This window comes from Streptomyces sp. NPDC093018 (assembly GCF_040684035.1).
In the GTDB taxonomy this organism is placed as follows: domain Bacteria; phylum Actinomycetota; class Actinomycetes; order Streptomycetales; family Streptomycetaceae; genus Streptomyces; species Streptomyces murinus.
In genome coordinates, this window is record NZ_JBFBFF010000010.1 from 169,538 (window position 1) to 191,768 (window position 22,231).

Sequence of the window (22,231 nt, forward strand, 5' to 3'; positions counted from 1 at the left end):
GTTCATTCCGTACAATCGCTTCCCGTAACTCCACCGTTCCCGCCGGTAATCCGGTACGGAGCGTCCGCCCCGGCGCGATAGGCTCGGGACACGACTTTTCCGATGCTCAGGCACGTTTCAGGGAGCGGGTGCGCACAGTGTCCGGTGGCGAGGTGGCCGGGATCCTGGTGGCCGTCTTCTGGGCGGTCCTGGTCTCCTTCCTCGCGGTGGCTCTCGCGAGGGTGGCCCAGACGCTCAAGGCGACCACCAAGCTCGTGGCGGACGTGACCGACCAGGCCGTCCCGCTGCTCGCGGACGCCTCCCAGGCGGTGCGCTCCGCGCAGACCCAGATCGACCGGGTCGACGCGATCGCCACCGACGTCCAGGAGGTCACCTCCAACGCCTCCGCGCTGTCCACCACCGTCGCCTCCACCTTCGGCGGCCCGCTGGTCAAGGTCGCGGCCTTCGGCTACGGCGTCCGCAGGGCGCTCGGCGGCCGCAAGGAGGAGGACGTGCCCGGGAATTCGGCCCGGCGTACGGTGATCATGGGCCGCACGGTCCCCGCCGCACGACGCAAGCGCAACCTCCGCGGGAAGAGGGACTGAGACCGAGCCATGTTCCGTCGTACCTTCTGGTTCACCACCGGCGTCGCCGCCGGTGTCTGGGCCACCACCAAGGTCAACCGCAAGCTGCGGCAGCTGACCCCCGAGAGCCTGGCCGCGACCGCGGCCAACAAGGCTCTGGAGACCGGTCAGCGCCTGAAGGACCGCGCGGTCGGCTTCGCGCTCGACGTCCGCGACAACATGGCCCAGCGGGAGGACGAGCTCCAGGAGGCCCTCGGCATCCAGGACGACGCGCTCCCGGCGCCCCGGCGGCTCACCGCCATCGAGTACACCCCGAGCACCGACTGCACCAACCCGAAGTACATCGAATCCCCGATGCACTCGTACAACCGGAATGAGGACCACTGATGGAGTCGGCCGAGATTCGCCGCCGCTGGCTGAGCTTCTACGAGGAGCGCGGTCACACCGTCGTCCCTTCGGCGTCGCTCATCGCGGACGATCCGACCCTGCTCCTCGTCCCCGCCGGCATGGTGCCCTTCAAGCCCTACTTCCTGGGTGAGGTCAAGCCCCCCTTCCAGCGTGCCACCAGCGTGCAGAAGTGCGTGCGCACGCCCGACATCGAAGAGGTCGGCAAGACCACCCGCCACGGCACGTTCTTCCAGATGTGCGGCAACTTCTCCTTCGGCGACTACTTCAAGGAAGGCGCCATCAAGTACGCCTGGGAGCTGCTCACCAGCGACCGGGACAAGGGCGGCTACGGCCTCGACCCCGAGCGGCTGTGGATCACCGTCTACCTGGACGACGACGAGGCCGAGCGGATCTGGCACGAGGTCGTCGGCGTGCCCAAGGAGCGCATCCAGCGCCTGGGCAAGAAGGACAACTTCTGGTCCATGGGCGTCCCCGGACCCTGCGGCCCCTGCTCCGAGATCAACTACGACCGCGGCCCCGAGTTCGGCGTCGAGGGCGGCCCGGCCGTCAACGACGAGCGGTACGTGGAGATCTGGAACCTCGTCTTCATGCAGTACGAGCGGGGCGAGGGCACCGGCAAGGACGACTTCGAGATCCTCGGCGACCTGCCCAGCAAGAACATCGACACCGGCCTCGGCCTGGAACGCCTCGCCATGATTCTGCAGGGCGTGCAGAACATGTACGAGATCGACACCTCGATGGCCGTCATCGAGAAGGCCACCGAGCTGACCGGTGTCCGCTACGGCGACGCCCATGACTCGGACGTCTCCCTGCGCGTGGTCACCGACCACATGCGCACCTCCGTGATGCTCATCGGCGACGGCGTCACCCCGGGCAACGAGGGCCGCGGCTATGTGCTGCGCCGCATCATGCGCCGCGCCATCCGCAACATGCGGCTGCTGGGCGCCACCGGACCGGTCGTCAAGAACCTGGTCGACACCGTGATCGCCATGATGGGCCAGCAGTACCCGGAGCTGGTCACCGACCGCGAGCGCATCGAGAAGGTCGCCGTCGCCGAGGAGAACGCCTTCCTCAAGACGCTCAAGGCCGGCACCAACATCCTGGACACCGCCGTCACCGAGACCAAGCAGTCCGGCGGCAGCGTCCTGTCCGGCGAGAAGGCCTTCCTGCTCCACGACACCTGGGGCTTCCCGATCGACCTCACCCTGGAGATGGCCGCCGAACAGGGCCTCGCCGTGGACGAGGAGGGCTTCCGCCGCCTGATGAAGGAGCAGCGGGAGCGGGCCAAGGCCGACGCCCAGGCCAAGAAGACCGGCCACGCCGACCTCGGTGCCTACCGCGAGATCGCCGACAAGGCCGGCGCCACCGACTTCATCGGGTACGGCGACACCGAGGGCGAGTCCACCATCGTGGGCCTCCTGGTCGACGGCGTCTCCTCGCCCGCCGCCTCGGAGGGCGACGAGGTCGAGGTCGTCCTGGACCGCACCCCGTTCTACGCCGAGGGCGGCGGCCAGATCGGTGACACCGGCCGGATCAAGGTCGACTCCGGTGCCGTGATCGAGATCCGCGACTGCCAGAAGCCGGTCCCGGGCGTGTATGTGCACAAGGGCGTCGTCCAGGTCGGCGAGGTGACCGTCGGCGCCAAGGCCCAGGCCTCCATCGACGTGCGCCGCCGCAAGGCCATCGCCCGCGCCCACTCGGCCACCCACCTCACCCACCAGGCCCTGCGCGACGCCCTCGGCCCGACGGCCGCCCAGGCCGGTTCCGAGAACCAGCCGGGCCGCTTCCGCTTCGACTTCGGTTCGCCGGCCGCCGTGCCGACGGCCGTGATGACCGACGTCGAGCAGAAGATCAACGAGGTCCTCGCCCGCGACCTCGATGTGCACGCCGAGGTCATGGGCATCGACGAGGCCAAGAAGCAGGGTGCCATCGCCGAGTTCGGCGAGAAGTACGGCGAGCGGGTCCGCGTGGTCACCATCGGCGACTTCTCCAAGGAGCTGTGCGGCGGCACGCATGTGCACAACACCGCCCAGCTGGGCCTGGTGAAGCTGCTCGGCGAGTCCTCCATCGGCTCCGGTGTGCGCCGTATCGAGGCCCTGGTCGGCGTGGACGCCTACAACTTCCTCGCCCGTGAGCACACGGTCGTCAACCAGCTGACCGAGCTGCTCAAGGGCCGCTCCGAGGAGCTGCCGGAGAAGGTCTCCGCCATGCTCGGCAAGCTGAAGGACGCCGAGAAGGAGATCGAGAAGTTCCGCGCCGAGAAGGTGCTCCAGGCCGCCGGCGGCCTCGCCGAATCGGCCAAGGAGGTGCGGGGCATCGCCCTGGTCACCGGGCAGGTCCCGGACGGCACCACGCCGGACGACCTGCGCAAGCTGGTCCTCGATGTGCGCGGCCGCATCCAGGGCGGCCGGGCCGCCGTGGTCGCCCTGTTCACGGTGAACAACGGCAAGCCGCTGACGGTCATCGCCACCAACGAGGCCGCCCGCGAGCGTGGTCTGAAGGCCGGTGACCTGGTGCGCACGGCCGCCAAGACCCTCGGTGGCGGCGGTGGCGGCAAGCCGGACGTCGCCCAGGGCGGCGGTCAGAACCCGGCCGCTGTCGGCGAGGCCGCCGAGGCCGTCGAGCGTCTCGTCGCCGAGACCGCCAAGTGATACCCGAGTAAGGAAACGGTCGGAAATGCGCAGAGGACGTCGGCTTTCGATCGACGTCGGGGACGCCCGGATCGGGGTCGCCTCGTGTGACCCCGATGGGATCCTCGCCACCCCGGTGGAGACGGTCCCCGGCCGGGACGTCCCCGCCGCCCACCGCCGGTTGCGTCAACTGGTGGCGGAGTATGAGCCGATCGAGGTAGTCGTCGGTCTCCCTCGCTCCCTCAAGGGGGGCGAGGGCCCGGCCGCCGTGAAGGTCCGGGCCTTCACCCAGGAGCTGGCCAAGGGCATCAAGCCGGTGCCGGTCCGCCTCGTGGACGAGCGGATGACCACGGTGACGGCCTCGCAGGGACTGCGGGCCTCGGGCGTGAAGTCCAAGAAGGGCCGGTCCGTCATCGACCAGGCCGCGGCCGTGATCATCCTCCAGCAGGCCCTCGAATCCGAACGGGTGTCAGGTAAGCCACCCGGCGAGGGCGTCGAAGTGGTCATCTGATCGCGATACGGTAACGTTCCGCGCGATGCGGCGGCGTTCGAACAGCCGCCGCACAGCAAGAGGCGGAGCGGAAGCCGGCCCCCGGCCGCGTGACCGTCGGCCTCGCGGCTCTAGGGGATCGATGACTGAGTATGGCCGGGGCCCAGGCTCCGAACCGTGGCATCCGCAGGACCCGTTGTACGGGGACGGCGGATGGGAAGGGCAGCAGGCGTACGCCGGGCATCAGGCTGCCTACGGCGGCCAGTCGCAGCAGCAGTACCCGCAGCAGCAGTACGGCGGCGAGTGGGCCCAGGGCCCCCAGCCCGGATACGACGGTCAGCAGTACCCGTACTACGGCGACCAGGGCCATCCCCAGTACGACCCCCAGTACCAGGGCCAGTATCCGCAGCACCCGCAGCAGCCGGGCCATCCGCAGCAGCCCGGCCATCACCAGGGCGGCTGGGACGCGACCGGCACCCATGGCCAGATGCCCTACGCGGCCGACCCCGGCGACCCCTACGGCCAGCAGCCCGTGGCCTACGGCGCCGAACAGCCCGACCTCTACGGCACCGAGGACGCCTACCCCCCGCCGGAGCCCCCCGGCCGCAGACGCCCCGAGGCCGAACCCGACCCGGAGGCCCCCGCCGACGACGAGGAGGAGCACGCCTTCTTCGCGGGCGGCGCGGACGACGACGAGGACGGCGAGGAGCACGAGCTGGCCGGCCGCCGGGAGCGGCGCGGCGGCAAAGGCAGAAAACCCGTCAAGAGCAAGAAACGCCGCACCGGCTGCGCCTGCATGGTCGTCGTCCTGGTCTTCGGCGGCGGCCTCGGCGGAGTCGGGTACTACGGCTACAAGTTCTACCAAAATCGTTTCGCCCCGGCCCCGGACTACGCGGGCGACGGCACCGGCGAGACGGTGACCGTCGAGATCCCCAAGGGCGCGGGCGGCTGGGACATCGGGCGGCGGCTGAAAGAGGCCGGTGTCGTCAAGAGCGCCGACGCGTTCGTGCACGCCCAGGGCACGACACCGGGCGGCGACTCGATCCAGGCCGGCGCCTATCTCCTGAAGAAGGAGATGTCCGCCGCGAGCGCGGTGCGCATGATGCTCGACCCGAAGAGTCAGAACAATGTGATGGTGACGCCGGGCGAGCGTAATTCCGCCGTGTACCAGACCATCGACAAGAAGCTCGAAATGCCCGCCGGCAGCACCGAGAAGATCGCGAAGAAGAACTACACCAGCTTCGGGGTCCCGGCCTGGGTGCAGAAGAACTCCGAGATGAAGGACCCGCTGGAGGGCTTCCTCTTCCCGGGCACGTACCCGGCCGCCAAGGGCATGAAGCCGGACGCGATCCTCAAGCAGATGGTGACCCAGGCCAAGGAGCGGTACGCCGCCTACGGACTGGACGCGAAGGCCAAGTCCCTTGGTCTGCATGATGCGTTCGAGCTGGTCACGGTCGCGAGCCTGGTCCAGGCGGAGGGCAAGACGCACGAGGACTTCCGCAAGATGGCCGAGGTGGTTTACAACCGCCTCAAGCCCACCAACACCGAGACGAACCAGCTGCTCCAGTTCGACTCGACGTACAACTACGCCAAGGGCACCAGTAACATCCATATCTCCGAGAAGGAGATCAACAGCAACCAGAGCCCGTACAACACGTACACCCACAAGGGCCTGCCGCCCGGTCCGATCGGAAACCCCGGCGAGGACGCGATCAAGGCGGCGCTGAATCCGACCCACGACGGCTGGATCTATTTCGTGGCGACCGACGGTACGACCAATACCGAATTCGCCAAGACGTACGAAGAATTCCAGCAACTCAAGGACAAGTTCAATGCCAGCTCGGGCAACTGACGCCCGCCGGGCCGCCGTGCTCGGAAAGCCCATCGCCCACTCGCTCTCCCCGGTGCTGCACCGGGCCGCCTACGCCGAACTCGGCCTCACCGGCTGGTCGTACGACCGGTTCGAGGCCGACGAGGCGGACCTGCCCGGCTTCTTCGAGAAGCTCGGGCCCGAGTGGGCGGGGCTGTCGCTGACCATGCCCCTGAAGCGGGCGGTCATCCCGCTGCTGGACGAGATCAGCGAGACCGCCGCCTCGGTGGACGCGGTCAACACGGTCGTGTTCGGCGCGGACGGCCGCACGCGCGGCGACAACACCGACATCCCGGGCATGGTGGCCGCGCTGCGCGAACACGGCATCGAGGAGGTCGAGTCCGCCGCGATCCTCGGCGCCGGCGCCACCGCGTCCTCCGCGCTCGCCGCCCTCTCCCGTGTCTGCACCGGCGAGGTCGTCGCCTATGTGCGCAGCGAGCCCCGCGCCGCCGAGATGCGCCAGTGGGGCCGCCGCCTCGACGTGGACGTCCGTACGGCCGACTGGTCGGACGCGGCCGAGGCACTGCGCGCCCCGCTGGTGATCGCCACCACCCCGGCCGGCACCACGGACGCCCTCGCCGCCGCCGTGCCCGAGCGCCCCGCCACCCTCTTCGACGTGCTCTACGAGCCCTGGCCCACCGAGCTGGCGGCCCGCTGGTCCATGTACGGCGGCGCCGTGGTCGGCGGCCTCGACCTGCTGGTCCACCAGGCGGTCCTCCAGGTCGAGCAGATGACCGGCCGCGCCCCCGCGCCCCTGGAGGCCATGCGCCGGGCCGGGGAAGCGGCACTCGCCGCCCGCTGACCGGCCGAGTCCGGCCCGCTGAGCGCCGCGCGTCCGGCCCGCCGAGCGCCCGTATCCCGTCCGGTTGCTGGACCGGACGCCGGACACCCGTCGCGGACGTGGGAGGATCGGACATGGCGGACCGGGGTCGCGCATCCGGTCACTCCGTCGGCGCCCGCGGAAAGACGCGTGGGCCGGGCAGTACCGGGCGCGAACACTGAGGAGCACCGTTGAGCAGGCTGCGTTGGCTGACCGCGGGGGAGTCCCACGGTCCCGCACTTGTGGCGACGCTGGAGGGCCTTCCCGCCGGCGTACCGATCACCACGGAGATGGTGGCGGATCACCTCGCGCGGCGGCGGCTCGGTTATGGCCGCGGTGCGCGGATGAAGTTCGAGCGGGACGAGGTCACCTTTCTGGGTGGTGTCCGGCACGGACTGACCCTCGGCTCCCCGGTCGCGGTCATGGTGGGCAACACCGAGTGGCCGAAGTGGGAGCAGGTCATGTCGGCCGACCCGGTCGACGCCGAGATCCTCGACGGGCTCGCCCGCAATGCGCCGCTGACGCGGCCGCGGCCCGGTCACGCGGACCTGGCGGGCATGCAGAAGTACGACTTCGAGGAGGCCCGCCCGATCCTGGAGCGCGCCTCCGCCCGGGAGACGGCCGCGCGGGTGGCGCTGGGTGCGGTGGCCCGGTCGTACCTGAAGGAGACGGCCGGGATCGAGATCGTCTCCCATGTGGTCGAGCTGTGCTCGGTGAAGGCCCCGGCCGGGGTGTACCCGACGCCGGCCGATGTGGAGAAGCTGGACGCGGACCCGCTGCGCTGCCTGGACGCGGACGCGTCGCGGGCGATGGTCGAGGAGGTCGATCAGGCCCACAAGGACGGCGACACCCTCGGTGGCGTGGTCGAGGTGCTGGCGTACGGCGTGCCGGTGGGTCTGGGCTCGCATGTGCACTGGGACCGCAAGCTGGACGCGCGGCTCGCCGGTGCCCTGATGGGCATCCAGGCGATCAAGGGTGTGGAGATCGGCGACGGCTTCGAGCTGGCCCGGGTGCCGGGCTCGCAGGCGCACGACGAGATCGTGAGCACTCCGGAGGGCATCCGGCGGGTCTCCGGGCGGGCGGGCGGCACCGAGGGCGGTCTGTCCACGGGTGAGCTGCTGCGGGTGCGGGCGGCGATGAAGCCGATCGCGACCGTGCCGCGTGCGCTGCGGACCGTGGACGTGACCACCGGCGAGGCCGCGCAGGCCCACCACCAGCGCTCCGACGTCTCCGCGGTGCCGGCCGCGGGCATTGTGGCCGAGGCGATGGTCGCGCTGGTCCTGGCGGATGCGGTCGCGGAGAAGTTCGGCGGCGACTCGGTGGGCGAGACCCGTCGAAACGTCCGCTCGTACCTCGACCATCTGCGGATCCGATGAGCGGGCCGCGTCTCGTCCTCGTCGGCCCGATGGGTGTCGGCAAGTCCACCGTGGGCCGGCTGCTGGCCGAGCGGCTGGACGCCGGCTACCGGGACACCGACGACGACATCGTGGCCGCCGAGGGCCGGGAGATCTCCGAGATCTTCGTGGACGAGGGCGAGGAGCACTTCCGGGCGCTGGAGAAGGCGGCCGTGGCCAGCGCGCTCACCGAGCACCGGGGCGTCCTCGCGCTCGGCGGCGGCGCGGTCCTCGACGCGGACACCCGGGCGCTGCTCGCCCCGCACCCGGTGGTCTACCTCTCCATGGACGTGGAGGAGGCGGTCCGCCGCACCGGTCTGAATGTGGCCCGTCCGCTGCTCGCGGTCAACCCGCGCAAGCAGTGGCGCGAGCTGATGGAGGCCAGGCGCCACCTGTACGAGGAGGTCGCCACCGCCGTCGTCACCACCGATGGGCGCACCCCCGAAGAGGTCGCCCAAGCAGCGCTGGACGCACTGGAGTTGAAGAAGGCATGAGCGAGGCAGTCACCCGGATCCAGATCGCGGGCAGCGCGGGCACCGACCCGTACGAGGTGCTGGTCGGCCGCCAACTCCTGGGCGAACTGGCCGGGTTGATCGGTCCCAGGGCCAAGCGGGTCGCGGTGATCCACCCGGAGGCGCTGGCCGAGACCGGGGACGCGCTCCGCGCCGACCTGGCCGAGCAGGGCTACGAGGCGGTCGCCATCCAGGTGCCCAACGCCGAGGAGGCCAAGACCGCCGAGGTCGCCGCCTACTGCTGGAAGGCGCTCGGCCAGTCCAACTTCACCCGCACCGACGTCATCGTCGGCGTGGGCGGCGGCGCGACCACCGACCTGGCCGGGTTCGTGGCCGCGACCTGGCTGCGCGGGGTGCGCTGGATCGCCGTACCGACCACGGTGCTCGCCATGGTGGACGCGGCGGTCGGCGGCAAGACGGGCATCAACACCGCCGAGGGCAAGAACCTGGTCGGTGCCTTCCACCCGCCGGCCGGGGTGCTGTGCGACCTGGCCGCGCTGGACTCGCTGCCGGTCAACGACTACGTCTCCGGGCTCGCCGAGATCATCAAGGCCGGTTTCATCGCCGACCCGGTGATCCTCGACCTGATCGAGGCCGACACCGAGGCCGCACGGAGCCCGCAGGGGCCGCACACGGCCGAGCTGATCGAGCGCTCGATCCGGGTGAAGGCCGAGGTGGTCTCCTCGGACCTGAAGGAGTCCGGCCGCCGCGAGATCCTCAACTACGGCCACACGCTCGGCCACGCCATCGAGAAGAACGAGCGCTACAAGTGGCGGCACGGCGCCGCGGTCGCGGTCGGCATGCACTTCGCCGCCGAACTCGGCCGTCTCGCGGGCCGGTTGGACGACGCGACCGCCGACCGGCACCGCGCGATCCTGGAAGCCGTCGGCCTCCCGCTGCACTACCGCTACGACCAGTGGCCCAAGTTGGTCGAGAACATGAAGGTCGACAAGAAGTCCCGCGGCGATCTGCTGCGCTTCATCGTCCTCGACGGGCTGGCCAAGCCGACCGTCCTGGAGGGCCCGGACCCGGCCGTCCTGCTGGCCGCCTACGGGGAAGTCGGCGAGTAGCTCCGCGTTCTCGCAGGTTGCGCCATCTTTCTCGGCGCAGCGGGCACTTCGGAACGTCCCCGGCCGTTTCACCGAACGACGGCCGGGGACGGTACCGTTCGCAGAGGAGCGGGGCCCACCCCCGCCGCCTGCACCCCCAACTGCCTGTACGAGACGGAGTGGCAACGGATGCAGCACGCAGTGGGATCTCCGCTGCCGCCGCCCCATCAGCCGGGGCACCGGCCGCACACCGGCTGGCCGTCGGCCGCACAGCCCCCGGGTGAACCCCCCGCGCAGGGCTCCGCGGCCCCGCCCCCGGCCTTCCCGCCACCGTCGCCGCAGGTCCCGCCGGGCGGGCAGCAGCCGCCGTCGCGGGGGATCCCCGGAGGTCACCAGCCCCCGCAGGCCCCTCCGGGGCAGCAGCGGCCACCGGTTCCGCCCGCACCGGCACCGTCGGGGCACCCGCAGCCGCACCCGCATGCGTCGCCCCCGGCTCCCACCCCTCCGGCCGCCCCGGCGCATCCGCGGACCTCGGCCCCCGGGGGCCCCGTGCCGCCGCAGGCGCCCGCCGGGCAGCACAGGCCCGCGCCGCCGCCCCCCGACGGCACCGGCCATGTGCACCTGCCCCCGGGCGCCCCCTTCGGTGTGCCGACCCCGGCGCCGACCGCCACCGCGGTGCCCGACCCGACGACCACCACGCTGGCCGTCCTGCTGATCGGACCCGCGGGCGCGGGCAAGACCAGCGTGGCGAAGTACTGGGCGGACCACCGGCGCGTGCCGACGGCCCACATCAGCCTGGACGACGTCCGCGAATGGGTGCGCTCCGGTTTCGCCGATCCGCAGTCCGGCTGGAACGACCACTCCGAGGCCCAGTACCGCCTGGCCCGCCGCACCTGCGGCTTCGCCGCGCGCAACTTCCTGGCCAACGGCATCTCCTGCATCCTGGACGACGCGGTCTTCCCGGACCGCCCGGTCGTCGGCCTCGGCGGCTGGAAGCGCCATGTCGGCCCCGGCCTGCTCCCGGTCGTACTGCTGCCCGGCCTGGACATCGTCCTGGAACGCAACGCCGAACGCTCCGGCAACCGCCGCCTCACCGATGAGGAGGTCGCCCGCATCCACGGCCGCATGGCCGGCTGGTACGGCTCGGGCCTCCCGATCATCGACAACTCCCAGCTGGACGTCCCGGGCACGGCGAGGGTCCTGGACGAGGTCCTGTCGAGGGCGATAGCAAGCCCGCCGAACTGGTGATCACGGGGGCCCGGTCCCGACCCGAGGGGCGCGGGGAACGGCGCGACCAGCCACGGGGAACCCGCACCCGGCGGCGAGACAGTGCCACCCCCCCCAAACCCCACTCGGCCCCCCTGAATCGGCACAAACGGCATAAAACTCCTACGCTCATCTCATGTCAGAGGTGTACGCGAACCGCCGATCCCGTCTGCGGGACCACTTCAACGCGGCCGGCACCGCGGCAGCGCTCGTCACCCGCCCCGCCAACGTGCGCTACCTCGCGGCCGCCGCCCCGCACGGCGCCGTCCTGCTCCTCGGCGGCAGCGAGGACCTCCTGGTGTGCGCGGTCCCGCCCGACGACCGCCCCTTCGAGGGCCGCCCGGACGAGGCCCTGCGGGTACAGGTCCTGCCCGCGCGGGGCGGCGACACCGCCGTGACCGCCGCCGACCTCGCCCGGAGCCAGGGCGCGGACTCCCTCGCCGTCGAGGAGCACCATCTGACGGTCGCCCGGCACCGCGCCATCGCCGCGGCCGCCCCGGCCCTGCGCCTCGCCGACGTCGGCTGCGCCGTGGAGCAGCTCAGGGTCGTCAAGGACGAGGAGGAGATCTCCTGTCTGCGGATCGGCGCCGAGATCGCCGACCAGGCCCTCGGCGAGCTGCTGGAGTCCATCCTCGTCGGCCGCACCGAACGGCATCTCGCCCTGGAGCTGGAGCGCCGCCTGGTCGACCACGGCGCCGACGGCCCGGCGTTCCCCACCTCCGTCGCCACCGGACCGAACTCCGGCCGCCGGGGCCACCGGCCCACCGACCGGCGGGTGGAGGAGGGCGACTTCCTCTCCGTGTGCCTCGGCGCGACCTACCGCGGCTACCGCTGCGAGATCGGCCGTACGTTCGTCATCGGCACCTCTCCGGCGGACTGGCAGATCCAGCTGTACGACCTGGTCTTCTCCGCCCAGCGCGCCGGACGCGAGGCCCTCGCACCCGGCGCCGCCTACCGTGATGTGGACCGCGCGGCACGCCATGTGCTGGACTCAGCGGGCTACGCGGAGGCCCTGCCGCCGCTCACCGGGCACGGTGTCGGACTCGAAATCGACGAGGACCCGCAGTTGTCCCCCGCGGCCATGGGTAAACTGGACGCTTGCGTGCCGGTCACCGTCGAACCGGGGGTCCACCTCCCGGGCCGGGGCGGTGTCCGGATCGATGACACGCTCGTCGTGCGCCCCGAGGCGGACGGCGGACCCGAGCTACTCACCATCACGACCAAGGAGCTGCTCGCGCTGTAGCGCGTGACCCGGGGTCGTACGTCAGTCCAGGAGATTCCGCAACCGTGGCTTCCACGAACGACCTCAAGAACGGCCTGGTGCTCAAGCTCGAAGGCGGCCAGCTCTGGTCCGTCGTCGAGTTCCAGCACGTCAAGCCCGGCAAGGGCCCGGCCTTCGTGCGCACCAAGCTCAAGAACGTGCTCTCCGGCAAGGTCGTCGACAAGACCTTCAACGCCGGTGTCAAGGTCGAGACCGCCACTGTCGACAAGCGCGACATGCAGTTCTCGTACATGGACGGCGACTACTTCGTCTTCATGGACATGCAGACCTACGACCAGCTGATGGTCGACCGCAAGGCCGTCGGCGACGCCGCCAACTTCCTCATCGAGGGCTTCACCGCCACCGTGGCCCAGCACGAGGGCGAGGTGCTCTTCGTGGAGCTGCCCGCCGCCGTCGAGCTGGTCATCCAGGAGACCGAGCCGGGCGTCCAGGGCGACCGCTCCACCGGTGGCACCAAGCCCGCCACCCTGGAGACCGGTCACCAGATCCAGGTCCCGCTCTTCATCACCACCGGTGAGAAGATCAAGGTCGACACCCGTACGAGCGACTACCTCGGCCGGGTGAACAGCTAACCGTGGCTGCCCGCAACACGGCCCGCAAGCGCGCCTTCCAGATCCTCTTCGAGGGCGACCAGCGCGGCGCCGACGTCCTGACGGTCCTCGCCGACTGGGTGCGGCTGTCCCGGTCCGACACCCGCCAGCCGCCGGTCAGCGAGTACACGATGCAGCTGGTCGAGGGCTACGCCGAGCACGCCCGGCGCATCGACGAGCTGATCGCCCAGTACGCGGTCGGGTGGACGCTCGACCGGATGCCCGTCGTGGACCGCAACATCCTGCGGCTGGGCGCGTACGAGCTGATCTGGGTGGACGAGACCCCGGACGCCGTCGTGCTGGACGAGATGGTGCAGCTGGCGAAGGAGTTTTCGACCGATGAGTCGCCCTCGTTCGTCAACGGTCTCCTGGGGCGCTTCAAGGAGCTGAAGCCTTCGCTCCGCCGGGCCTAGCCCGTAGAGACCGCTCAGAGGGGCGCCGGGTGACTGTGGACGGCGGCTACGGGTGTGCCCGTGGCGCGTCGCACAGTGCCTCGCGCCCCTCAGGCATGTCCGCGGCCACCGGCGTCGAGAAGCCGGCCCGGACTGTCGTATGAACTAGACAGTCGTATCAAAACGCCGCCGGGGTGGCCGGAACCATCTGGTTCCGGCCACCCCGGCGACACGTTTCTGCTTGTTTGTCCGTCCGGACCTATCTGGTCACGCCTCTTCGTGCGTGGCGACCGCGCGGCGCGCGTCCGCGTCCAGGACGCCCCAGCTGATCAGCTGCTCGGTGAGGACCGAGGGGGACTGGTCGTAGATGACGGCGAGTGTGCGCAGGTCGTCCTGGCGGATCGAGAGCACCTTGCCGTTGTAGTCGCCGCGCTGGGACTGGATCGTCGCCGCGTAGCGCTGGAGGGGGCCCGCCTTCTCGGCCGGGACCGTGGCCAGCCGCTCCAGGTCGAGGACCAGCTTCGGCGGCGGCTCGGCGGCGCCGCCGGGCGTGGTGCCCGGCAGCAGCTCCTGCACCGGGACGCCATAGAAATCGGCCAGCTCGGCAAGGCGCTGCACGGTCACGGCACGGTCGCCGCGCTCGTACGAACCCACCACCACGGCCTTCCAGCGACCCTGGGACTTCTCCTCGACACCGTGGAGGGAAAGGCCCTGCTGGGTGCGGATGGCCCGGAGCTTGGCCCCGAGCTGTTTGGCGTATTCGCTGGACATATAGCTCCCCGGACACTGTGTCGACGCGGCCGGCTGTCTTCCCGCCGCGCGTTTTGGTAACTCACTGTGAGGTTACGCAGCGTGATTCTTCTGCGTCAAGCCGAATGGGCCACCCCGACGCTTCCGTGGTAGTGCTGACGCGTTGGGCCAAGGGGGTGAACCGAAGCGGTCCCCGCGACCTGCTACCGTAGATGGCGCAATTCCGACGTCCTTTAAGGTCCGTCCCGTGAGGCGGAGAAGGAGGTCCGTTTTCTATGGACACGAACGCCCATCTGTCGGCAACCGATGCCCGGCCCGTTCTTGAGGGCCCCGACATCGCGCGGGTACTGACCCGTATCGCCCACGAGATCGTCGAGCGCGCCAAGGGCGCCGACGACGTGGTACTCCTCGGCATTCCCACCCGGGGCGTCTTCCTCGCCCAGCGGCTGGCCGCCAAGCTGGAGCAGATCACCGACCGCGCCATCCCGGTCGGCTCCCTCGACATCACCATGTACCGCGACGACCTGCGCATGCACCCGCCGCGTGCGCTGGCCCGCACCGAGATCCCCGGTGACGGCCTCGACGGCAAGCTGGTCGTCCTCGTGGACGACGTGCTCTTCTCCGGCCGCACCATCCGCGCCGCCCTCGACGCCCTGAACGACCTCGGGCGCCCGCGCGCGGTCCAGCTCGCGGTCCTGGTCGACCGCGGCCACCGGGAACTGCCGATCCGCGCCGACTACGTCGGCAAGAACCTCCCCACGTCGCTGCGGGAGACGGTCAAGGTCCAGCTCGCCGAGGAGGACGGTCGCGACACCGTGCTGCTCGGTGTGAAGCCGGCCGGCCAGTAGCAGGCCAGGCGCGTCAGGGTCGCTTCGGCGTACCCACCCGCGCCCGGGTTTGCCCCAATCCTCCCGAACTGCCTTACGGAGCCTGACAGATGCAGCGTCATCTCATCTCGGCCGCCGACCTCTCCCGCGACGACGCCGTCCTGATCCTCGACACCGCCGAGGAGATGGCCCGGGTCGCCGACCGGCCGATCAAGAAACTGCCGACCCTGCGCGGCCGTACCGTCGTGAACCTCTTCTTCGAGGACTCCACGCGCACCCGGATCTCCTTCGAGGCCGCCGAGAAGCGCCTGTCCGCGGACGTCATCAACTTCTCCGCCAAGGGTTCGAGCGTCTCCAAGGGCGAGTCCCTGAAGGACACCGCCCAGACCCTGGAGGCGATGGGCGTCGACGCCGTCGTCATCCGGCACGGCGCCTCCGGCGCGCCCTACCGCCTCGCCACCTCCGGCTGGATCGACGCCGCCGTGATCAACGCGGGCGACGGCACCCACCAGCACCCCACCCAGGCCCTCCTGGACGCCTTCACCATGCGCCGCCGCCTGGTCGGCCGCGACGCCGGCCTCGGCCAGGACCTGGCAGGCAAGCGCGTCACCCTCGTCGGCGACGTCCTGCACAGCCGGGTCGCCCGCTCCAACGTCGACCTGCTGCACACCCTCGGCGCCGAGGTGACCCTGGTCGCCCCGCCCACCCTGATCCCGGTCGGCGTCGAGTCCTGGCCCTGCGAGGTGTCGTACGACCTCGACAGCACGCTGCCCAAGTGCGACGCGGTGATGATGCTGCGCGTGCAGCGGGAGCGGATGAACGCCGCCTTCTTCCCGACCGAGCGCGAGTACTCCCGGCGCTACGGCCTCGACGGCGACCGCATGGCCAAGCTGCCCGAGCACGCCATCGTGATGCACCCCGGCCCGATGGTGCGCGGCATGGAGATCACCGCCGAGGTCGCCGACTCCGACCGCTGCACCGCCGTCGAGCAGGTCGCCAACGGCGTGTCCATCCGGATGGCCGTCCTGTACCTGCTGCTCGGCGGCAACGAGCCCGCCGCCGCCCCCACCCGCACTGAGGAGAAGTAAGAACATGAGCAAGATCCTGATCCGCGGTGCGAAGGTGCTCGGCGGCGAGCAGTGGGACGTGCTGATCGACGGCGAGACCATCGCCGAGGTGGGCACCGGACTGTCCGCCGAGGGCGCCGAGGTGATCGAGGCCGAGGGCAAGGTGCTGCTGCCGGGCCTGGTCGACCTGCACACCCATCTGCGCGAGCCCGGCCGCGAGGACTCCGAGACCGTCCTCACCGGCACCCGGGCGGCCGCGAGCGGCGGCTACACCGCCGTGTTCGCCATGGCCAACACCTTCCCCGTCGCCGACACCGCCGGCGTCGTCGAGCAGGTCTGGCGGCTCGGCAAGGAGCACGGCTACTGCGACGTCCAGCCCATCGGCGCCGTCACCGTGGGCCTGGAGGGCAGGAAGCTCGCCGAACTCGGCGCCATGCACGAGTCCGCCGCCGGGGTCACCGTCTTCTCCGACGACGGCAAGTGCGTGGACGACGCGGTGATCATGCGCCGCGCCCTGGAGTACGTGAAGGCGTTCGGCGGCATCGTCGCCCAGCACGCCCAGGAGCCGCGGCTGACCGAGGGCGCCCAGATGAACGAGGGTGTCGTCTCCGCCGAACTCGGCCTGGGCGGCTGGCCGGCCGTCGCCGAGGAGTCGATCATCGCCCGCGACGTCCTGCTCGCCGAGCACGTCGGCTCCCGCGTCCACATCTGCCATCTGTCGACCGCCGGCTCCGTCGAGATCGTCCGCTGGGCCAAGTCCCGCGGCATCCAGGTCACCGCCGAGGTCACCCCGCACCACCTGCTGCTCACCGACGAGCTGGTGCGCACCTACAACCCCGTCTACAAGGTCAACCCGCCGCTGCGCACCGAGCGCGACGTCATGGCCCTGCGCGAGGCCCTCGCCGACGGCACGATCGACATCGTCGCCACCGACCACGCCCCGCACCCGCACGAGGACAAGGACTGCGAGTGGGCCGCGGCCGCCATGGGCATGGTGGGCCTGGAGACCGCGCTGTCGGTGGTGCAGGAGACCATGGTCGACACGGGTCTGCTGGACTGGGCCGGCGTCGCCGACCGGATGTCCGCCAAGCCCGCGCAGATCGGACAGGCCACCGGACACGGCCGTCCCGTCTCGGCCGGTGAGCCTGCCAACCTCACCCTGGTCGACACGGCATACCGTGGCCAGGTGGACCCCGCGGGCTTCGCCTCGCGCAGCCGCAACACCCCCTACCAGGGGCGCGAGCTGCCGGGCCGTGTGACGCACACATGGCTGCGGGGCAAGGCCACGCTCGTCGACGGGAAGCTCACGTGACACCTGTAATCCTCCTGGCCGAGGCAGAGAAGTCGGCCCCGGTCACCGACTGGCCGGCGCGCATCGGCTGGCTCGTCGGTCTCCTGCTCTTCATCGCGCTCGTCTACTGGCTGATGCGCGAGGGCTGGAAATGGCGCGCCACGCTCCAGAGCGACATCCCGGAGCTGCCCGCCGCGCCCGAGGACACCGGCCCGGTGAAACTGACCATGAGCGGCCGCTATCACGGCTCCACCACCGCGGGGCAGTGGCTGGACCGCATCGTGGCCCACGGCCTGGGCACCCGGAGCCTGGCCGAGCTCACCCTCACCGACACGGGCATCGAGGTCGAACGCCCCGGTGCGAACGACTTCTTCATCCCGGCCGCCGCGCTGCGCGAGGCCCGGCTCGACAAGGGCATCGCGGGCAAGGTCCTCACCGAGGGCGGTCTGCTGGTGGTGACCTGGGCGCACGGCGACAAGCTGATCGACTCCGGCTTCCGCTCCGACCACGCGGCCGAGCACCCCGCATGGGTCGACACCATCAACCACATGATCAACGACACGGAAGGCGCACGATGACGACCTCCACCAGGGGAGCCGCGAAGACTCCCGCCGTACTCGTCCTGGAGGACGGCCGCATCTTCCGCGGCCGCGCCTACGGGGCCGTGGGGGAGACCTTCGGCGAGGCCGTGTTCTCCACCGGCATGACCGGCTACCAGGAGACCCTGACCGACCCGTCGTACGACCGCCAGATCGTCGTCGCCACCGCCCCGCAGATCGGCAACACCGGCTGGAACGACGAGGACGACGAGTCGGGCCGCATCTGGGTCTCCGGCTACGTGGTCCGCGACCCCGCGCGCGTGCCGTCCAACTGGCGGGCCAAGCGCTCCCTGGACGACGAGCTGGAGCGCCAGGGCGTCGTCGGCATCTCCGGCATCGACACCCGCGCCCTCACCCGCCATCTGCGCGAGCGCGGCTCCATGCGCGCCGGCATCTTCTCCGGCGCGGCCGTCGCCGCCGAGCCGGAGCTGCTGGCCCGGGTGCAGGCCCAGCCCCACATGAAGGGCGCGAGCCTCTACGAGGAGGTCGCCACCAAGGAGGCGTACGTCGTCCCCGCGGTCGGTGAGAAGAAGTTCACCGTCGCCGCCGTCGACCTCGGCATCAAGGGCATGACCCCGCACCGCATGGCCGAGCGCGGCATCGAGGTGCACGTGCTGCCCGCCACCGCCACCGCCGACGACATCTACGCCGTCAGCCCCGACGGCGTGTTCTTCTCCAACGGCCCCGGCGACCCCGCCACCGCGGACGGCCCGGTCGCCCTGATGACCGCCGTCCTGGAGCGCAGGACGCCGCTGTTCGGCATCTGCTTCGGCAACCAGATCCTCGGCCGCGCCCTCGGCTTCGGCACCTACAAGCTGAAGTACGGCCACCGGGGCATCAACCAGCCCGTCCAGGACCGTACGACCGGCAAGGTCGAGGTCACCGCGCACAACCACGGCTTCGCCGTCGACGCGCCGCTCGACCAGGTCAGCGACACGAAGTTCGGCCGCGCCGAGGTCTCGCACGTCTGTCTGAACGACGACGTCGTGGAGGGGCTCCAGCTGCTCGACCAGCCCGCCTTCTCCGTCCAGTACCACCCCGAAGCGGCGGCCGGCCCGCACGACGCCGCCTACCTGTTCGACCGCTTCGTTTCCCTGATGGAGGGCCAGCGTGCCTAAGCGCACCGATATCCAGTCCGTCCTGGTCATCGGCTCCGGCCCGATCGTCATCGGCCAGGCCGCCGAGTTCGACTACTCCGGCACCCAGGCATGCCGCGTGCTCAAGGCCGAGGGCCTGCGCGTCATCCTCGTCAACTCCAACCCGGCGACGATCATGACCGACCCGGAGATCGCCGACGCCACGTACGTCGAGCCGATCACCCCCGAGTTCGTCGAGAAGATCATCGCCAAGGAGCGCCCCGACACCCTGCTGCCCACCCTGGGCGGCCAGACGGCCCTGAACACCGCCATCTCGCTGCACGAGAACGGCGTGCTGGCCAAGTACGGCGTCGAGCTGATCGGCGCCAAGCCCGAGGCCATCCACAAGGGCGAGGACCGCGACCTCTTCAAGGGCGTCGTGGAGGAGGTCCGCCGCAAGACCGGGCACGGCGAGTCCGCCCGCTCGGTGATCTGCCACACCATGGACGACGTCCTCAAGGGCGTAGAGACGCTCGGCGGCTACCCGGTCGTCGTGCGCCCCTCCTTCACCATGGGCGGCGCCGGCTCCGGCTTCGCGCACGACGAGGAGGAGCTGCGCCGCATCGCCGGCCAGGGCCTCACCCTCTCGCCGACCACCGAGGTGCTCCTGGAGGAGTCCATCCTCGGCTGGAAGGAGTACGAGCTGGAGCTGATGCGCGACAAGAACGACAATGTCGTGGTCGTCTGCTCCATCGAGAACTTCGACCCCATGGGCGTGCACACCGGTGACTCCATCACCGTCGCGCCCGCCATGACGCTCACCGACCGCGAGTACCAGATCCTGCGCGACATCGGCATCGCCGTGATCCGCGAGGTCGGCGTCGACACCGGCGGCTGCAACATCCAGTTCGCGGTCGACCCGGTGGACGGCCGCGTGATCGTCATCGAGATGAACCCGCGCGTGTCGCGCTCCTCGGCCCTCGCCTCCAAGGCGACCGGATTCCCGATCGCGAAGATCGCCGCCAAGCTGGCCGTCGGCTACACCCTGGACGAGATCCCGAACGACATCACCCAGGAGACCCCGGCCTCCTTCGAGCCCACGCTCGACTATGTCGTCGTCAAGGCGCCCCGGTTCGCGTTCGAGAAGTTCCCGCAGGCCGACTCGACGCTGACCACCACCATGAAGTCGGTCGGCGAGGCCATGGCCATCGGCCGCAACTTCCCCGAGGCCTTCCAGAAGGCGCTGCGCTCCCTGGAGAAGAAGGGCAGCCAGTTCACCTTCGTCGGCGAGCCCGGCGACAAGGAGGCGCTGCTGCGCGAGGCGGTGCGGCCCACCGACGGCCGGATCAACACCGTCATGCAGGCCATCCGCGCCGGCGCCACCCCGGAGGAGATCTTCGAGTACACGAAGATCGACCCCTGGTTCGTGGACCAGCTCTTCCTCATCAAGGAGATCGCGGACGAGCTGGCCGAGGCCGCCGAACTCACCGGCGAACTGCTCGGCGAGGCCAAGCGGCACGGCTTCTCCGACCAGCAGATCGCCGAGATCCGCGGCCTGCGCGAGGACGTCGTCCGCGAGGTCCGGCACGCGCTCGGCATCCGCCCGGTCTACAAGACGGTCGACACCTGCGCCGCCGAGTTCGCCGCCCGCACGCCGTACTTCTACTCCGCCTACGACGAGGAGTCGGAGGTCGCCCCGCGCGAGAAGCCGGCCGTCATCATCCTCGGCTCCGGCCCCAACCGCATCGGCCAGGGCATCGAGTTCGACTACTCCTGCGTCCACGCCTCCTTCGCGCTGTCCGACGCCGGGTACGAGACCGTGATGGTCAACTGCAACCCGGAGACCGTCTCCACCGACTACGACACCTCCGACCGGCTGTACTTCGAGCCGCTCACCCTGGAGGACGTCCTGGAGATCGTGCACGCCGAGCAGCAGGCGGGCCCGGTCGCCGGTGTGATCGTCCAGCTCGGCGGCCAGACCCCGCTCGGCCTCTCGCAGGCCCTCAAGGACAACGGCGTGCCGGTCGTGGGCACCTCCCCGGAGGCCATCCACGCCGCCGAGGACCGCGGCGCCTTCGGCCAGGTCCTCGCCGAGGCCGGCCTGCCCGCCCCCAAGCACGGCACCGCCACCACCTTCGCGGGCGCCAAGGCCATCGCCGACGAGATCGGCTACCCGGTCCTGGTCCGGCCCTCGTACGTGCTCGGCGGACGCGGCATGGAGATCGTCTACGACGAGACCCGCCTCGCCGCCTACATCGCCGAGTCCACCGAGATCAGCCCGTCCCGGCCGGTCCTCGTCGACCGCTTCCTGGACGACGCCATCGAGATCGACGTCGACGCGCTCTACGACGGCGAGGAGCTGTACCTCGGCGGCGTCATGGAGCACATCGAGGAGGCCGGCATCCACTCCGGCGACTCGGCGTGCGCCCTGCCCCCGATCACCCTCGGCGGCTTCGACATCAAGCGGCTGCGCGCCTCCACCGAGGCCATCGCCAAGGGCGTCGGCGTACGCGGTCTGATCAACATCCAGTTCGCGATGGCCGGCGACATCCTCTACGTCCTGGAGGCCAACCCGCGCGCCTCCCGTACGGTCCCCTTCACCTCGAAGGCGACCGCGGTGCCGCTCGCCAAGGCCGCCGCCCGCATCTCGCTGGGCGCGACCGTCGCCGAGCTGCGCGCCGAGGGACTGCTGCCGAAGCACGGCGACGGCGGCGAGCTGCCGCTGGACGCGCCGATCTCCGTCAAGGAGGCCGTGATGCCCTGGTCGCGCTTCCGCGACATCCAGGGCCGCGGCGTGGACACCGTCCTCGGCCCGGAGATGCGCTCCACCGGCGAGGTCATGGGCATCGACTCCGTCTTCGGCACGGCCTACGCCAAGTCGCAGGCGGGCGCTTATGGCCCGCTGCCCACCAAGGGCCGCGCGTTCATCTCGGTCGCCAACCGCGACAAGCGCTCGATGATCTTCCCGGCCCGCGAGCTGGTCGCCCACGGCTTCGAGCTGCTGGCCACCTCCGGCACCGCCGAGGTCCTCAAGCGCAACGGCATCAACGCCACCGTGGTGCGCAAGCAGTCCGAGGGCACCGGCCCGAACGGCGAGAAGACCATCGTCCAGCTCATCCACGACGGCGAGGTCGACCTCATCGTCAACACGCCGTACGGCACCGGCGGCCGCCTCGACGGCTACGACATCCGTACGGCCGCCGTCGCCCGCTCCGTGCCGTGCCTGACGACCGTCCAGGCGCTCGCCGCGGCCGTCCAGGGCATCGACGCCCTCAACCACGGCGACGTGGGCGTCCGCTCGCTCCAGGAACACGCGGAACACCTGACCGCGTCCCGCGACTAGCAGCCCCGAGGG

General features: G+C 70.7%; 20 protein-coding genes. 19 read left to right on the forward strand and 1 reads right to left on the reverse strand.

Annotated elements, in window-relative coordinates:
* The first annotated feature begins 128 nt into the window (after positions 1-128).
* From AB0N90_RS23050 to nusB, 13 genes are all read left to right on the forward strand, one after another.
* Entirely contained in the window at positions 129-584 is a 456-nt protein-coding gene (locus AB0N90_RS23050; RefSeq protein ID WP_365199386.1) for a DUF948 domain-containing protein, read from the forward strand.
* 9 nt (positions 585-593) lie between these two features.
* Positions 594-950, forward strand: a complete 357-nt coding sequence (locus AB0N90_RS23055) for a hypothetical protein (protein ID WP_365199388.1) — start codon at positions 594-596, stop codon at positions 948-950.
* A complete protein-coding gene (gene alaS, locus AB0N90_RS23060) occupies positions 950-3,622 on the forward strand; it encodes an alanine--tRNA ligase (protein WP_365199390.1) in 2,673 nt (890 codons plus the stop codon). The genes AB0N90_RS23055 and alaS overlap by 1 nt, the downstream gene beginning before the upstream one ends.
* Positions 3,623-3,647: 25 nt before the next feature.
* Positions 3,648-4,112 carry a Holliday junction resolvase RuvX gene (ruvX, locus tag AB0N90_RS23065; protein WP_128789206.1) on the forward strand — a complete coding sequence of 155 codons (465 nt, stop codon included), beginning with the start codon at positions 3,648-3,650 and terminating at the stop codon, positions 4,110-4,112.
* A gap of 121 nt (positions 4,113-4,233) precedes the next feature.
* Entirely contained in the window at positions 4,234-5,943 is a 1,710-nt protein-coding gene (mltG, locus tag AB0N90_RS23070) for an endolytic transglycosylase MltG (RefSeq protein WP_365199392.1), read from the forward strand.
* Positions 5,924-6,763, forward strand: a complete 840-nt coding sequence (locus tag AB0N90_RS23075; protein WP_365199394.1) for a shikimate dehydrogenase — start codon at positions 5,924-5,926, stop codon at positions 6,761-6,763. Before mltG ends, AB0N90_RS23075 begins: the two co-directional genes overlap by 20 nt.
* 209 nt (positions 6,764-6,972) lie before the next feature.
* Entirely contained in the window at positions 6,973-8,157 is a 1,185-nt protein-coding gene (gene aroC / locus AB0N90_RS23080; protein ID WP_128789203.1) for a chorismate synthase, read from the forward strand.
* Complete coding sequence (locus AB0N90_RS23085) at positions 8,154-8,669, forward strand: shikimate kinase (RefSeq protein WP_365199397.1); 516 nt, start codon at positions 8,154-8,156, stop codon at positions 8,667-8,669. Before aroC ends, AB0N90_RS23085 begins: the two co-directional genes overlap by 4 nt.
* The gene (aroB, locus tag AB0N90_RS23090) at positions 8,666-9,757 is read left to right on the forward strand and encodes a 3-dehydroquinate synthase (RefSeq protein ID WP_365199400.1); all 1,092 of its coding nucleotides are present in this window, start codon (positions 8,666-8,668) and stop codon (positions 9,755-9,757) included. The genes AB0N90_RS23085 and aroB overlap by 4 nt, the downstream gene beginning before the upstream one ends.
* Positions 9,758-9,925: 168 nt before the next feature.
* Positions 9,926-10,984 carry an AAA family ATPase gene (locus AB0N90_RS23095; protein WP_365199403.1) on the forward strand — a complete coding sequence of 353 codons (1,059 nt, stop codon included), beginning with the start codon at positions 9,926-9,928 and terminating at the stop codon, positions 10,982-10,984.
* Between the two features lie 154 nt (positions 10,985-11,138).
* Complete coding sequence (locus AB0N90_RS23100; RefSeq protein WP_361682435.1) at positions 11,139-12,245, forward strand: aminopeptidase P family protein; 1,107 nt, start codon at positions 11,139-11,141, stop codon at positions 12,243-12,245.
* Between the two features lie 44 nt (positions 12,246-12,289).
* Positions 12,290-12,856 (forward strand): elongation factor P, encoded by a 567-nt coding sequence (efp, locus tag AB0N90_RS23105; RefSeq protein WP_111586997.1) that lies wholly within the window; start codon positions 12,290-12,292, stop codon positions 12,854-12,856.
* A 2-nt stretch (positions 12,857-12,858) separates the two neighbouring features.
* Complete coding sequence (gene nusB, locus AB0N90_RS23110; RefSeq protein ID WP_037651022.1) at positions 12,859-13,287, forward strand: transcription antitermination factor NusB; 429 nt, start codon at positions 12,859-12,861, stop codon at positions 13,285-13,287.
* Between the two features lie 246 nt (positions 13,288-13,533).
* Here the strand turns inward: nusB and bldD are convergent, their stop codons facing one another.
* The gene (gene bldD / locus AB0N90_RS23115) at positions 13,534-14,037 is read right to left on the reverse strand and encodes a transcriptional regulator BldD (protein ID WP_014671524.1); all 504 of its coding nucleotides are present in this window, start codon (positions 14,035-14,037) and stop codon (positions 13,534-13,536) included.
* Positions 14,038-14,291: 254 nt separating this feature from the next.
* Here bldD and pyrR point away from each other — a divergent pair, with 254 nt between their 5' ends.
* From pyrR to carB, 6 genes are all read left to right on the forward strand, one after another.
* A complete protein-coding gene (pyrR, locus tag AB0N90_RS23120) occupies positions 14,292-14,864 on the forward strand; it encodes a bifunctional pyr operon transcriptional regulator/uracil phosphoribosyltransferase PyrR (protein WP_361682433.1) in 573 nt (190 codons plus the stop codon).
* Positions 14,865-14,953: 89 nt separating this feature from the next.
* Positions 14,954-15,931 (forward strand): aspartate carbamoyltransferase catalytic subunit, encoded by a 978-nt coding sequence (locus AB0N90_RS23125; RefSeq protein WP_361682431.1) that lies wholly within the window; start codon positions 14,954-14,956, stop codon positions 15,929-15,931.
* A 4-nt stretch (positions 15,932-15,935) separates the two neighbouring features.
* The gene (locus AB0N90_RS23130) at positions 15,936-17,222 is read left to right on the forward strand and encodes a dihydroorotase (protein ID WP_365199407.1); all 1,287 of its coding nucleotides are present in this window, start codon (positions 15,936-15,938) and stop codon (positions 17,220-17,222) included.
* Complete coding sequence (locus tag AB0N90_RS23135; protein WP_365199409.1) at positions 17,219-17,779, forward strand: hypothetical protein; 561 nt, start codon at positions 17,219-17,221, stop codon at positions 17,777-17,779. The genes AB0N90_RS23130 and AB0N90_RS23135 overlap by 4 nt, the downstream gene beginning before the upstream one ends.
* Positions 17,776-18,918, forward strand: coding sequence for a glutamine-hydrolyzing carbamoyl-phosphate synthase small subunit (carA, locus tag AB0N90_RS23140; protein ID WP_365199412.1), 1,143 nt, complete (start codon positions 17,776-17,778; stop codon positions 18,916-18,918). Before AB0N90_RS23135 ends, carA begins: the two co-directional genes overlap by 4 nt.
* Complete coding sequence (gene carB / locus AB0N90_RS23145; RefSeq protein WP_365199415.1) at positions 18,911-22,219, forward strand: carbamoyl-phosphate synthase large subunit; 3,309 nt, start codon at positions 18,911-18,913, stop codon at positions 22,217-22,219. The genes carA and carB overlap by 8 nt, the downstream gene beginning before the upstream one ends.
* Positions 22,220-22,231: the final 12 nt, after the last annotated feature.